12 protein-coding genes and 1 pseudogene are annotated in these 12,796 nt (G+C 66.2%); 11 read left to right on the plus strand and 2 right to left on the minus strand.

Annotated features, from left to right (window positions below; genetic code table 11):
• Nucleotides 1–48 precede the first annotated feature (48 nt).
• The 6 genes and pseudogenes from DPR14_RS17155 to pdxA all read left to right on the plus strand — a co-directional run bounded on the left by DPR14_RS17155 (nt 49) and on the right by pdxA (nt 6,126).
• Complete coding sequence (locus DPR14_RS17155) at nt 49–1,152, plus strand: TRAP transporter substrate-binding protein (protein ID WP_343038661.1); 1,104 nt, start codon at nt 49–51, stop codon at nt 1,150–1,152.
• Nucleotides 1,153–1,195: 43 nt separating this feature from the next.
• Nucleotides 1,196–1,849, plus strand: a complete 654-nt coding sequence (locus DPR14_RS17160) for a TRAP transporter small permease subunit (RefSeq protein WP_158046243.1) — start codon at nt 1,196–1,198, stop codon at nt 1,847–1,849.
• Nucleotides 1,846–3,732 carry a TRAP transporter large permease gene (locus DPR14_RS17165; protein ID WP_158046244.1) on the plus strand — a complete coding sequence of 629 codons (1,887 nt, stop codon included), beginning with the start codon at nt 1,846–1,848 and terminating at the stop codon, nt 3,730–3,732. The genes DPR14_RS17160 and DPR14_RS17165 overlap by 4 nt, the downstream gene beginning before the upstream one ends.
• 65 nt (nt 3,733–3,797) lie before the next feature.
• Nucleotides 3,798–4,495 (plus strand): annotated as a pseudogene (locus DPR14_RS28325) (four-carbon acid sugar kinase family protein); the annotation flags it as partial.
• 399 nt (nt 4,496–4,894) lie between these two features.
• Complete coding sequence (locus DPR14_RS29125; RefSeq protein WP_246149363.1) at nt 4,895–5,128, plus strand: nucleotide-binding domain containing protein; 234 nt, start codon at nt 4,895–4,897, stop codon at nt 5,126–5,128.
• Nucleotides 5,125–6,126 (plus strand): 4-hydroxythreonine-4-phosphate dehydrogenase PdxA, encoded by a 1,002-nt coding sequence (pdxA, locus tag DPR14_RS17175; protein ID WP_158046245.1) that lies wholly within the window; start codon nt 5,125–5,127, stop codon nt 6,124–6,126. Before DPR14_RS29125 ends, pdxA begins: the two co-directional genes overlap by 4 nt.
• 20 nt (nt 6,127–6,146) lie before the next feature.
• On the opposite strand, the gene DPR14_RS17180 is transcribed toward pdxA, so the two are convergent.
• Nucleotides 6,147–6,653 (minus strand): cupin, encoded by a 507-nt coding sequence (locus DPR14_RS17180; protein ID WP_211103799.1) that lies wholly within the window; start codon nt 6,651–6,653, stop codon nt 6,147–6,149.
• A 182-nt stretch (nt 6,654–6,835) separates the two neighbouring features.
• On the opposite strand from DPR14_RS17180, the gene DPR14_RS17185 reads away from it, so the two are divergent.
• A complete protein-coding gene (locus DPR14_RS17185; RefSeq protein ID WP_158046247.1) occupies nt 6,836–8,365 on the plus strand; it encodes a UxaA family hydrolase in 1,530 nt (509 codons plus the stop codon).
• Nucleotides 8,366–8,383: 18 nt separating this feature from the next.
• Here DPR14_RS17185 and DPR14_RS17190 read toward each other — a convergent pair whose 3' ends face one another.
• Complete coding sequence (locus DPR14_RS17190) at nt 8,384–9,406, minus strand: GntR family transcriptional regulator (protein WP_192498995.1); 1,023 nt, start codon at nt 9,404–9,406, stop codon at nt 8,384–8,386.
• A 464-nt stretch (nt 9,407–9,870) separates the two neighbouring features.
• Here DPR14_RS17190 and DPR14_RS17195 point away from each other — a divergent pair, with 464 nt between their 5' ends.
• Genes DPR14_RS17195 through DPR14_RS28755 form a run of 4 tightly spaced genes read left to right on the plus strand, consistent with a single transcriptional unit; the run spans nt 9,871 to nt 12,774 of the window.
• Nucleotides 9,871–10,425 carry a TRAP transporter small permease gene (locus DPR14_RS17195; RefSeq protein WP_158046249.1) on the plus strand — a complete coding sequence of 185 codons (555 nt, stop codon included), beginning with the start codon at nt 9,871–9,873 and terminating at the stop codon, nt 10,423–10,425.
• Nucleotides 10,422–11,702 (plus strand): TRAP transporter large permease subunit, encoded by a 1,281-nt coding sequence (locus DPR14_RS17200; protein ID WP_158046250.1) that lies wholly within the window; start codon nt 10,422–10,424, stop codon nt 11,700–11,702. The genes DPR14_RS17195 and DPR14_RS17200 overlap by 4 nt, the downstream gene beginning before the upstream one ends.
• A gap of 50 nt (nt 11,703–11,752) precedes the next feature.
• Nucleotides 11,753–12,181: a TRAP transporter substrate-binding protein DctP gene (gene dctP / locus DPR14_RS28750; protein WP_211103800.1), complete on the plus strand. Its 429-nt coding sequence runs from the start codon at nt 11,753–11,755 to the stop codon at nt 12,179–12,181.
• Complete coding sequence (locus DPR14_RS28755; RefSeq protein ID WP_211103801.1) at nt 12,160–12,774, plus strand: DctP family TRAP transporter solute-binding subunit; 615 nt, start codon at nt 12,160–12,162, stop codon at nt 12,772–12,774. The genes dctP and DPR14_RS28755 overlap by 22 nt, the downstream gene beginning before the upstream one ends.
• Nucleotides 12,775–12,796: the final 22 nt, after the last annotated feature.

Below are 12,796 nucleotides of genomic sequence, written 5' to 3' on the forward strand. Positions count from 1 at the left end.
GCTCCGGTCAAGACAGCCAGAAACAAACAACAAAGAGGAAACAGTCCCATGATGAAACGTCGCGACATGCTGGTCGGCGGCCTGGCGGGCGCTTCCGCCGCCGCCGCGGTAGTGGCAGGCGGTCCCGGTGCCGCGCAGGCGCAGAGCACCGAGATCAACTGGCGCATGACGTCGAGCTATCCCTCCTCGCTCGACGCCGTCTATGGCGCAGGCGATATCTTCATCAAAGTCCTCGGCGAGATCTCCCAGGGGCGCATGCGGATACAGCACTTCGCCGCCGGGGAGATCGTCGGCGGGTTCCAGGCGCTCGACGCCGTCCAGAACGGAACCGTGGAATGCTGCGACACGGCGCCCTTCTACTATGTCGGCAAGGACCCCTCCTTCGCGTTCGGCGCTTCCGTGCCGTTCGGTCTCAGCACGCGCCAGCAGAACGCCTGGTTCTTCCAGGCCGGCGGGCTGGAGCTGCTGAACGAACTGTTCAACCAGTACAATGTCGTCGGCATCCCGATCGGCAACACCAATGCCCAGATGGCCGGCTGGTTCCGCAAGGAGATCAAGTCGGTGGACGACCTGAAGGGCCTGAAGATGCGGATCGGCGGCTTGGCCGGGCAGGTCATCGCCAAGCTGGGCGCGGTGCCGCAGCAGATCCCGGCGGGCGACATCTATCCGGCCCTCGAACGCGGGACGATCGATGCCGCCGAATGGGTCGGCCCCTATGACGACGAACGGCTCGGCTTCGCCAAGGTGGCGCCCTATTACTACTATCCGGGTTGGTGGGAAGGCGCCTCCGCCATCTTCCTGTTCATCAACAAGGACAGGTGGGAGGCGCTCTCGCCGCTCGATCATGCCCTGATCACCGCGGCGGCGCATCAGGCCAACACGCTGACCATCGCCAAGTACGACCAGGTCAATCCGGGCGCCATCCGCCGCCTCGTCGCCGGAGGCGCGCAGCTGAGGGCATTCCCGCCCGAGGTGATGGAAGCCTGCCTGAAAGCCGCAAACGAAATGTTCGCCGAGATCAGCGCGCAGAACCCACTGTTCAAACGCCTCCATGAACATATGACGGCGTTCCGCAACGAGCAGTATCTCTGGCAGCAGATCGCGGAATACAGCTACGAGACGTTCATGATCCGGGCGCGCGGCCGCGGCTGACCGATCGTTTCTCGGAGCTGGACAAAGTCTCGGGAGGAAACCTGTGCAAGCATTGTTGGGCGTCAGCCGCACCATCGACACCGTAAATACATGGGTCGGGCGCATAGCCGCCTGGGCGATCGTGGTCGCCGTCCTGGTCTCCGCGATCAACGCCATCGTCCGCAAGGTCCTGGGCACCTCGTCGAACGCCTGGCTCGAACTCCAATGGTACCTGTTCGGTGCGGTCTTCATGCTGTGCGCGGCCTGGACGTTCATCGCGAACGAGCACATCCGCATCGACATCGTCGCGAACAGGTTTCCCCGGCGGGTCCGAAACTGGATCGAGGTGATCGGCCACATCTTTTTTCTCGGCGGCTTCTGCGCCGTCCTGATCTACACGTCGATCCCCTTCTTCCTGGGCTCCTATGCCTCGGGCGAGGTCTCGACCAACGCGGGAGGCCTGATCATCTGGCCCGCGAAGCTCCTGATCCTGGTCGGCTTCGTCCTGCTCGCCCTCCAGGGGGTCAGCGAACTGATCAAGCGCATCGCGATCATGCGCGGCCTTATTCCGGAGACCGGGATGGGTGGACACCAGGACATGGTGGAGAGCGAGGTCGAGCGCCTGCTCTCCATCCAGAAGGATGGCCCCGGTGAAGGGCTGGGAACCGGAAAGCCTGAAACCAGCGCAGCGCCGCAAGCTTCCAGGAACCATCCATGATCGAATTCATCGCGCAGAACATGGCGCCCATCATGTTCGCGGCGCTCGTCCTCTTCCTCCTTCTGGGCTACCCCGTGGCCTTCGCGCTCGCCGCGAACGGCCTGCTGTTCTTCGTCATCGCGGTCGAGCTGGCGCCTTTCTCCAACGGGGAAATCACGCTGTCCTGGCCGCTCCTCCAGGCCATGCCGGAACGCGTGTTCCAGACCATGGCCAACGAGACGCTCCTGGCGATCCCGTTCTTCACCTTCATGGGCCTCATCCTGGAACGCTCCGGGATGGCCGAGGATCTGCTCGACACGATCGGCCAGCTCTTCGGAACAATACGCGGCGGCCTGGCCTTCGCGGTCGTCTTCGTGGGGGCCCTGCTGGCCGCGACCACCGGCGTCGTGGCGGCGTCGGTGATCTCGATGGGCCTGATCTCGCTGCCCATCATGATGCGCTACGGTTATGACAGCCGGCTTGCGACCGGCGTCATCGCGGCTTCGGGAACCCTGGCCCAGATCATCCCGCCGTCCCTGGTCCTGATCGTGATGGCCGACCAGCTCGGCCGCTCGGTCGGCGACATGTACGAGGGGGCCTTCCTTCCGGGCCTGGTGCTCACGGGCCTCTATATCGGCTACGTCTTCCTCATCACGCTGCTGAAGCCCCGGTCGGCTCCGGGGCTGCCGCTGGACGCGATCGGCTACCACGAGCCCAACAAATCGCGCGGGACTTGGCAGCTCGGCCTCCTCGCGGTCTTTTCCGGCCTGGTCGGATACTATGTGATGCTCCAGACGGGCCTCGCCGGCGGTGCCGACTTCGTCATCCTGCTGATCTCCGTCGCGGTCGTCGTGGCGCTGGCCTGCGCCGTGCTGAACCGGCTGTTCGGCGCGGAGCGGGTGCCGGCCACGGCGATCTTGACGGCGGCGCTGGCGGCGGGCTGGTGGTACGCCAGCCAGACCGGCGACCTTGCATGGACGGTCGCCGCCGAAATGGCGGTCGCGGCGGCGGGCTACGCGCTGCTGGTCGGCATCGTCGAGCGGACGACGGGACTGCGCCTGATGTCGAGGATCGCAGAGCAGGTCACCTTCGTCATGGTACCGCCGCTTCTCCTGATCTTCCTCGTCCTCGGCACCATCTTCATCGGCGTGGCGACACCGACCGAGGGTGGCGCCATGGGCGCGCTGGGTGCCGTGATCCTGGCGGGGGTCAAGCGTATCCTGGACCGCAACCCGGACCGTCTCAACCCCTCCATCATCCGGCAGGCTACCGAATCCACCGCCAAGCTTTCGGCTTTCGTGCTGTTCATCCTGCTCGGCGCCCGCGTGTTCTCGCTCACCTTCTACGGCGTGAACGGCCATGTCTGGGTCGAACATCTGCTGACTTCGCTGCCGGGAGGCCAGACCGGCTTCCTGATCGTGGTCAACGTCATGGTGTTCCTGCTGGCATTCTTCCTGGACTTCTTCGAACTGGCGTTCATCGTCATCCCCCTGCTGGCACCGGCCGCCGACAAGCTGGGGATCGACCTGATCTGGTTCGGCGTGATCCTGGGCGTCAACATGCAGACCAGCTTCATGCACCCGCCCTTCGGGTTCGCGCTGTTCTATCTCCGGTCCGTGGCGCCAAAGGTGTCCTACATCGACCGGGTCACCAAGAAGAGGATGGAGCCGATCGCGACCAGCCAGATCTACTGGGGCGCCGTGCCGTTCGTGATCATCCAGTGCATCATGGTCGGGATACTGATCCTGTTCCCGGATCTGGTGATGCACTACAAGGCGTCGGAGACGCAGCTGGACCCGACGGAAGTGCAGCGCCAGTTCGACAACCTCCAGCTCCCCGGCATGGGTGACGGCGACATGCCCGGCCTGCCGCCCCTGGACCTCGAACCGCCCAAGATCGAGTGATGGGGCGACGAGGCGATAAAGCGTCGGTCGGGTGATCACCTCGGAGCAGCGCTGTTCTTCAACGTATGGGAAAAGCACCGAACCAGATCGAAAGTCTTCCACCGGTGTCGTCCGATGGCTCTTCTCGCGAAGGTCCGGCGACGGCCCGGTGGCTGATCGTCGCCGACGACCTGACGGGTGCCGCGGACTGCGCGATCGGCTTCGCCCGGCAGGGCTTGGCGTCGGTCGTGGGGTGGGGCCGCACGGAGGAGAGGATCGGGAATTTCCCCGTCTTCTCTTACGACGCCAACAGCCGCGGCCTGTCCGCGGCCGAGGCGGCGGCGGTCCACCGCGCGGCACTCGCCCGTTTCCTCGACGGGGACAGCATTCTTTTCAAGAAGATCGATTCAACGCTTCGCGGCCAGCCCGCCGCCGAGATCGCCGCGGCGATGGAAGCCGTGCGCGGCCGCGGGGGCTCGGCTTTCGGGATCTTCGCGCCGGCCTTTCCCGCGACCGGCAGGACCACCGAGGGCGGTCGCGTCCAGGTCGACGGCAGGCCGCTTGAGGAGGCCGAGGTTTGGCGGCGCGACCACAGCTATCCCAACGCCGATCTGGTGGAGATCCTGGCGACGGCGGGAGTGGCGGGCGAGAAAGTTCCGCTCTCCACGGTCAGGGGCGGGACGGACACGCTTCGAACGGCCTTCGCCGATCTCGCTGCGGGGGAGACGTGGTCGCCGTCTGCGACGCCAATACCCGGGAGGACCTGGACCGCATCGCCGAGGCGGGCTTGGCGGCCGGGACGGCGGTGTTCTTCATCGGGAGCGCGGGGCTTGCCCAGGCGCTCGCCGCCGCCGCTCCCGGCGAGCGTTCCGATCCGGTATCCCTGGCTGCGGCCGACGGCGGAGCGCTGGTGGTGGTCGGCTCGCTGGCCGGCGCGTCGCGGGCGGCGGCGCGCAGCCTTGCGGAACTGCCGGGCGTGCGTTACGTCCCCGCCGGACCGGCCATCCTGCTGGACGCGGGTGCAGCCGACGGCCGCGCCGCCCTTGGGCGGGCGGTGATGGAGGGCCTCGACGCCGGCGAGGATGTCCTAGTCGAAATCCTCATGGGCGGAGAGCCGGACCTGCGCATCGGTCCCGGGCTGGTCTCCGGGCTTGCAGACGCGCTGTACCCGGCAGCATCCCATATGAGCGCCTTCGCCGCGACGGGAGGCGAGACGGCCGCGGCGCTCCTCTCGCGGTTCGGAGTGGGCGGCATCCGGCTGGCCGACGAAATAGAACCCGGAGTGTCCCTGGGACTGACGCTCGGGGACTTGGCGGTTCCGGTCGTCACCAAGGCAGGCGCGTTCGGCGACCAGGGCAGCCTGGTGCGGATCGTGCGGCGTCTGCGTTCCATAAGACAGAAGGGAGAACTGGCATGAACCGTCCGACCATAGCGATCACCATGGGCGACGCCTCGGGCATCGGTCCGGAAGTGATCATGAAGGCGCTTTCGCAGCCCGCGGTCCGGGACATGTGCAATCCGCTGGTCGTCGGCGACGCGGAGCGCCTTCGGACGGCCGGCCGGATCGTCGGCTCCCCGCTGCGGGTCGAGAGCCTGGACGATGCGGCGCGAGCCCGTTTCGAGCCCGGCACCGTCAACTGCGTGGACCTGAAGCTGATCCCCAAGGATCATCCCTTCGGGCAGGTCTCGGCGATCTCCGGCGAGGGGTCGTTCCGCTACATCGAGCGCGCGGTGCGGATCGTCGAGGCCGGCGAGGCCGACGCGATCTGCACGGCACCGCTCAGCAAGGAGGCGCTCCACGCCGCCGGGCACAAGTATCCGGGCCATACCGAGTTGCTGGCGATGCTGACCGGGACGCCCGAGGTCTCCATGATGCTGGTCTCGCCCAAGCTCCGCGTCATCCACGTGACGACGCATATCGGCCTGATCGACGCCATCGAGCGCATCGAGCCCGGCTTGGTGGAACGCACGATCGCCCGCGGCCACGACACCCTGGTCAAGGCCGGGATCGCCTCCCCGAAGATCGGCGTCTGCGCGATCAACCCCCATGCCGGCGAGAACGGGCTGTTCGGCCGCGGCGAGGAGGCCGCCAAGATCACTCCGGCGATCGAGGCCTGCAAGGCGAAGGGCTGGGACGTCACGGGGCCGCTGCCGGCGGACACGCTGTTCTTCCTGGCCGGGCGCGGCGACTACGACATGGTCGTGGCGATGTACCACGACCAGGGCCACGGCCCGATCAAGGTGCTCGGCCTGGAAGCGGGCGTGAACATCACGGTCGGCCTGCCGGTGATCCGCACGTCGGTGGACCATGGCACCGCGTTCGACATCGCCGGCAAGGGGATCGCCGACGAGCGCAGCCTGATCGAGGCGCTGCGGCAGGCGGCCGAACTGGCTCCTAAGCGGGTCGCAGCCTGAGGCTGGGGAGAGCGGTCCCGCTACGGCCGCCGCCAAATGCCGCACAGGGGACCGTTCCGGCCGGCAACCGGGTCCGTGTCGGGGAAGCCCAGCCCGGCCATCTTCTCCGCCTCCGCGTCGGTCGGCGCCTCCCGGCTGATGTCCCAGTCCTGGCCGGGCGGGTAGGCGCCGACCACCAGGAAGTCCGCGCTGGCGTCCAGCCGGCAGTGGCCGGTGCCCGCGGGGAGGACGGCCACGTCCCCGGCCGTCACCGCGACCTCCTGCCCTTCCGGGCCGCCGAGCATCAACCTCGCCGAGCCGGCGGCGAACCCGAGCACCTCGTGCGCCGCGGGATGGTAATGGTGATAAGAGAAGACGCCGTTCCGCCACTGCGCCGGCCAGCCGTTGCGCCCGAACAGGGCCTCGAAGCCTGCCGCCGTTTCTTCGGCGGAGTTGCCCGTGATCACGCCCCGATAAAGCAGCACGGGGAGCGCCGGGTTGTTCGGCACCCAGCCGTTCCGGGCGAGCAGCAGGGTTTCAGGTCGCACGGGCATGACTTCCGTCCCCTCGAAGTTCGTTGCGCCAGATTTTGATAACACCGTCGCGCCGGTTTCGGTCACCGGCGCCGGATGGAAAGATTGATTTTTGGATGCAAAGTCCATATTTTACCGGCACACCAGATTTCAAACGGGGCGCACGGCCCCGCGCACAGTCAGAGGAAGCGCCCGCGATGGTTCAGGTTTCTCCCGTCATCCATTTGAATCCGCTCGACAATGTCGCGGTCGCACGGGTGAAGCTCACGCCCGGGACCGTGCTCGACGGGTTCGGGGTCACGGTCACCGACGCGGTGCCGCAGGGGCACAAGGTGGCCGTGGCGGGCATCGCCGAGGGGGAGCCGGTGCGCAAATACGGCCAGATCATCGGCGTCGCCAGTTCAGCGATCCCGCCGGGGCAGCACGTCCACACGCAGAACCTGGAGATGCGCGACGTCGAGCAGCACCATGATTTCGGCGTGGACGCACGGGAACCCGACTATATCCCCGAGGACCGGCGGGCGCGCTTCATGGGTTACCGGCGGGCGACCGGCAAGGTCGGGACGCGGAACTACATCGCCGTCATTTCCTCGGTGAACTGCTCGGCCACGGTGTCGAAGGCCGTCGCGGACCATTTCAACCGGATGGGCGGGCTGGAAGGGCGGCGCAACATCGACGGCGTCGTGGCCCTGACACACGGCGGCGGCTGCGCGATGAACACCCAGGCGGAGGGATACCGCTACCTGACCCGCACCATCTGGGGATACGCGACCCACGCGAATTTCGGCGGCGTCGTCATGATCGGCCTGGGCTGCGAGACCAACCAGATCTCGCTGATCAAGGAAATGTACGGCATGACGGAGTCGCCGAACTTCCGGACCATGAACATCCAGGGGGTCGGCGGCACCCGCAAGACCATCGCCAACGCGATCGACGTGATCGGCGGCATGCTGGACGACGTGGATTCGGCACGCCGCACCTCCGAGCCGGTGTCGGAGCTTACCCTGGCGCTGGAATGCGGCGGCTCCGACGGCTATTCCGGGATCTCCGCCAACCCGGCCCTGGGGCACGCCTCCGACCTGCTGATCCGGCATGGCGGCACGACGATCCTCAGCGAGACGCCGGAGATCTACGGCGCCGAGCATCTGCTGACCCGCCGCGCCGCGTCGCCGGAAGTGGCGCGCAAGCTGCTGGAGCGGATAGAGTGGTGGCGCGACTACGCCGAGCGCAACAAGGCCGAACTGAACAACAACCCGTCCTACGGCAACAAGGCCGGCGGGCTCACCACGATCCTGGAGAAGTCTCTGGGCGCGGTCGCCAAGGGCGGCGGCTCGCGGCTCAACGCGGTGTACGAATATGCCGAGCCGGTCAAGGAGAAGGGGTTCGTCTTCATGGATTCGCCGGGCTACGACCCGGTCGCCGTGACCGGCCAGGTCGCCAGCGGCGCCAACATGATCTGCTTCACCACCGGCCGAGGCTCCACGTCGGGCTTCAAGCCGACGCCGTCGATCAAGCTGGCGACCAACAACACCATGTACGAGCACATGGCCGAGGACATGGACATCAACTGCGGCGGGATCGTCACCGGAGACGAGACCATCGAGCAGTCCGGGCAGAGGATCTTCGACAAGATCGTCGCCGTCGCGTCGGGCGAGCGGACGAAGAGCGAAGAGTACGACTACGGCAACAACGAGTTCGTGCCCTGGCAGGTCGGCGCGGTCATGTAAGACACCGCCCCTGGGCGGTCACGCGGTGAGCGCGGCCTCCCGGACGGCGGCTTCCTTGATGTAGGGGAGATCGAGCGGCACGCCCATCGACCGGGAGTGCCGGACCCGGTCCAGCACCTTCAGCCGCGCCTTGTCCAGGTGCGCCCTGGCTTCGCGTGCGACCGCCTCCCCGTCCCGCCGCATCATGGCATCGAAGATCCGCTGGTGCTCATGGAAGAAGGGCTCCTCGTGGGGAAGCGCTATCTCGCGGCCCAGCAGGTGCTTGCCGAAGATCAGGATGCAGCGCGTGCGCTTCAGCGCCTCCACCAGTTCCGGATTGGGGCAATGGCCGAGGCAGCGGACGTGCAGGTCCAGTTCCAGGTCGTCGAGTTCATCGGCGGGCAGGTTCGGGTAGCGCGGCATGGCCTCGGCCAACCGGCGGCCGACCCGCTCCAACTCGCTCATGGGAATGACCCCGGCGGCCTTGGACAAGGCTATGGGCTCCAGGTGCTCGCGCAATTCGTACAGGCAATTGACCCGGTGCTCGTCCAGGGGGACGCTGTACCAGCGCGACCGCTCGTCCTTGACGACGAGGCCGTTGACCTGGGCCAGCATCAGCACGTCGTGCATCACCGTGCGGCTGACGCCGTAATGGTTGGCCAGTTCGTTCTCGTTGATGCGGAAACGCCCATGGAGCGAACACCGTATCAGCTGGCTTTCCACCGGATCGTGGATGCTCTCCAGCGCCCGCTCCTTCAGGCCGGCCGCCTCCTGGTCCTCCAGCCCCAGCGCCCTGGCGCTGATCGGGGTCCGGATCACGGTGCCCTGGTCGCTTCCGACGATGTAGCCCCGCCCCTCGAACCGGCTGATCATGCCGTCGGCGTGCAATTGCGCGAAGGCCCGCTTGATCGGGCCGCGGCTCGATCCGACAAGGTTCGCCACATGGGTTTCAAGCAGCAATTGGCCTTTGGGAAGCAATCCGCAAAGGATCGCCTCCTGAAGCAGCGCCGTGATCTTCGTGGTCAGGCGGCTGTCCTGTTGCTGGGTCTTCGCAGTCGTCATCTTTCCCGTGCAGACTTTCAAAGCCATGGTTGCGACGGCCGGACGCGGACACGGCACAGATCAATATGGCGCGGCGCCGAGCTCTTGCCATCGCCTGGCGCCCGGAGGGCCTTCTTGCCGCACCCGGAGGTGCCCCGTATTGGCCGCCGGCGGAATCGGCCGTCCTCAGAAATGGCTATTGTCGGCAAAAGCCATTGATGCTAAGCATCACACAGAGCGGTCGTCGATGACAAGCAAATTGGGGGAGAGATAGCGGGGCTTCGTAGCCAAGACGATGCCCATATGCAATAGCGTCATCGGACAACCGCACCGATGCGAAATGAAAACTCACCTGAGAACTGAACTTGCGATCACGGCGACAAGAGGCCGTCGGATTCGCACGACACGATTATTTTGCGTTCCACCCTGAGTCGTGCCTTCCGAAAGGCATGCTCGACTTCGGGAAGCGGAACTTGGGGAGGCAAATGTCAAGAATAGCTGATGCCTATTTCGGCCTCATAAAAATCCTGATCGCGATCTGCCTCGTCGTCATGGTCGTCCTGGTATTCGGCAACGTGGTCCTGCGATACGGGTTCAACAGCGGCATCACGGAGTCGGAGGAACTGTCCCGGCTGCTGTTCGTCTGGCTGACCTTCCTCGGCGCGATCCTGGCGCTCCGCGACCACGGGCATCTGGGCATGGACATGCTGGTCAACCGGCTGCCGAAGGCCGGCAAGCTGGCGTGCTTCGTCGCCAGCCACCTGATCATGCTCTACGTCACCTGGCTGCTGCTCGCGGGAAGCTGGGAACAGACGATCATCAACATCGACGTCGCGGCCCCCTCCACCGGCCTGTCCATGGGCCTGTTCTACGGCGTCGGCATCCTGTTCGGCGTGTCGGCGCTGGCGATCCTGCTCGTCAATCTCGCTCGCGCCCTGACCGGCCGCACGAGCGAGCGGGACCTCGTCACCGTCACCGAGTCCGAGGGGGAAGTCGAACTGGCGGGCCTCCGGAACGACCGCAGGAGCCCCCTCCCATGACCATCGCCATCTTCCTGGGCTCGCTGCTGGGCGCCATGGCCATCGGCACCCCGATCGCCTTCGCGCTGCTGCTGTGCGGCGTGATGCTGATGTTCCACCTCGACCTGTACGACGCCCAGATCGTGGCGCAGAACGTGATCAACGGCGCCGACAGCTTTCCGCTGATGGCCGTCCCGTTCTTCATGCTGGCCGGCGAGATCATGAACGCCGGCGGCCTGTCGCGCCGCATCGTGACCATCGCCATGGCGCTGCTCGGCCATGTCAGGGGCGGTCTCGGCTATGTCGCGATCCTGGCGTCCTGCATCATGGCCAGCCTGTCCGGCTCCGCGGTCGCCGACGCCGCGGCCCTGGGCGCGCTGCTGGTGCCGATGATGGTGCGGGCCGGCCACGACAGGGCGCGTTCGGCCGGCTTGATCGCCTCCGGCGGCATCATCGCCCCGATCATCCCACCCAGCATCGGCTTCATCATCTTCGGCGTCGCCGCCAACGTCTCCATCACCAAGCTGTTCCTGGCCGGCATCGTGCCGGGCCTGCTCCTGGGCCTCGGCCTGGTGTTCACCTGGTGGCTGGTCGCGCGCAACGAGAACGTCGAGCCGCCGCCGCGCGCCTCCCGCCGGGAGCTCGCCCATGCCATCCTCGACGGCTTCTGGGCCCTGCTGCTGCCGGTGATCATCATCGTCGGCCTGAAGATGGGCGTCTTCACGCCGACCGAGGCGGCGGTCGTGGCGGCGGTCTACTCGCTGTTCGTGGCGACTGTGATCTACCGCGAACTGAAGCCGTCGCACCTGTTCGAACTGTTCGTGAACTCGGCCAAGACCACCTCGGTGGTGATGTTCCTGGTCGCTGCGGCCATGGTGTCGGCCTGGATGATCACGGTCGCCGACCTGCCGGGCCAGGTGACCGAGTTGCTGGCGCCCTTCATGGACAACCAGACGCTCCTGATGATCGCGATCATGCTGCTGGTGGTGATCGTCGGCACGGCCATGGACATGACGCCGACGATCCTGATCCTGACGCCGGTGCTGATGCCGGTGATCAAGGAAGCCGGCATCGATCCGATCTATTTCGGCGTGCTGTTCATCATCAACAACGCGATCGGCCTGATCACGCCACCGGTCGGCGTCGTGCTGAACGTCGTGGCCGGCGTGTCCAAGATCAGCATGGACGAACTGATCAGGGGGGTGTGGCCCTTCATGATCACCCACCTGATCGTGCTGGCCCTGCTCATCCTGTTCCCCATCCTCGTCACGGGGCCGGCAAGCTGGTTCTACGGCTGACCCCCTGACCGCCCCGCTTCCATCCAATTCAAGACAAGAGGAAACGTCCGATGAAACATTCCCTGAAGACCGTGCTGGCCGGCATCGCCCTGGCCGGCGCCCTGTTCACGGCCGGCGCCGCCGCGGCGCAGGACATCCAGTCGCGCAACTTCAAGGTCGCCTTCGTCCAGAACAACGACCACCCGCACGGGATCGGCGTGAAGAAGTTCGGCGAGCTGCTGGAGGAGAAGAGCGGCGGCAAGATGAAGGCGAGGGGCTTCGGCGGCGGCCAGCTCGGCGGCGACGCGCAGGTGATCTCCTCCCTCCAGGGCGGCGTGCTGGACATGACGCTGGTCAGCCCCGGCCTGCTCACCGGCCTGGTCAAGGAATTCTCGGTCTTCGACCTGCCGTTCTTCTTCAACGACTACCGCGAGGTCGACGCCGTGATGGACGGCCCGGTCGGCACCCGCCTGCTGGGATGCTGCCGGAGAAGGGACTGATCGGCCTCGGCTACTGGGACCACGGCTTCCGCAATCTCAGCACCGCGAAGCGCCCGATCAACAAGATGGAGGATATCGAGGGGCTGAAGGTCCGCGTGATCCAGATCCCGATCTTCATCGACACCTTCGCGGCGCTGGGCGCCAACCCGGTTCCCCTGCCCTTCCCGGAGCTCTACACCGCGCTGGAGACCGGGACCGTGGACGGCCAGGAGAACCCGTTCGCCTCGATCGAGACCAGCAAGTTCTACGAGGTGCAGAAGCACGCGGCGACCACCAGCCACGTCTATAACCCGCTGGTCGCCATCTTCAGCAAGCGCGTCTGGGACAAGCTGTCGGAGGACGAGCGCCGCATCGTCCAGGAGGCGGCCACGGAAGCCGGCCTCTTCGAACGCCAGGTCTCGCGCGAGGCCAACCAGAAGTCGATGCAGACCCTGCGTGACCAGGGCATGCAGATCACCGAACTGCCGGCGTCCGAGATCGACCGCATGCGCCAGAAAGTCAAGCCGGTGACGGACAAGTACGTCCAGAGCATCGGCCCGGAGCTTGTCCAGGAGATGCAGGCCGAGGTCCAGAAGGTGCGCGACGGCAAGTAACGGCCGACGTTCGGAGACTAGG

The organism is Skermanella pratensis, assembly GCF_008843145.1.
Taxonomy (GTDB): domain Bacteria; phylum Pseudomonadota; class Alphaproteobacteria; order Azospirillales; family Azospirillaceae; genus Skermanella; species Skermanella pratensis.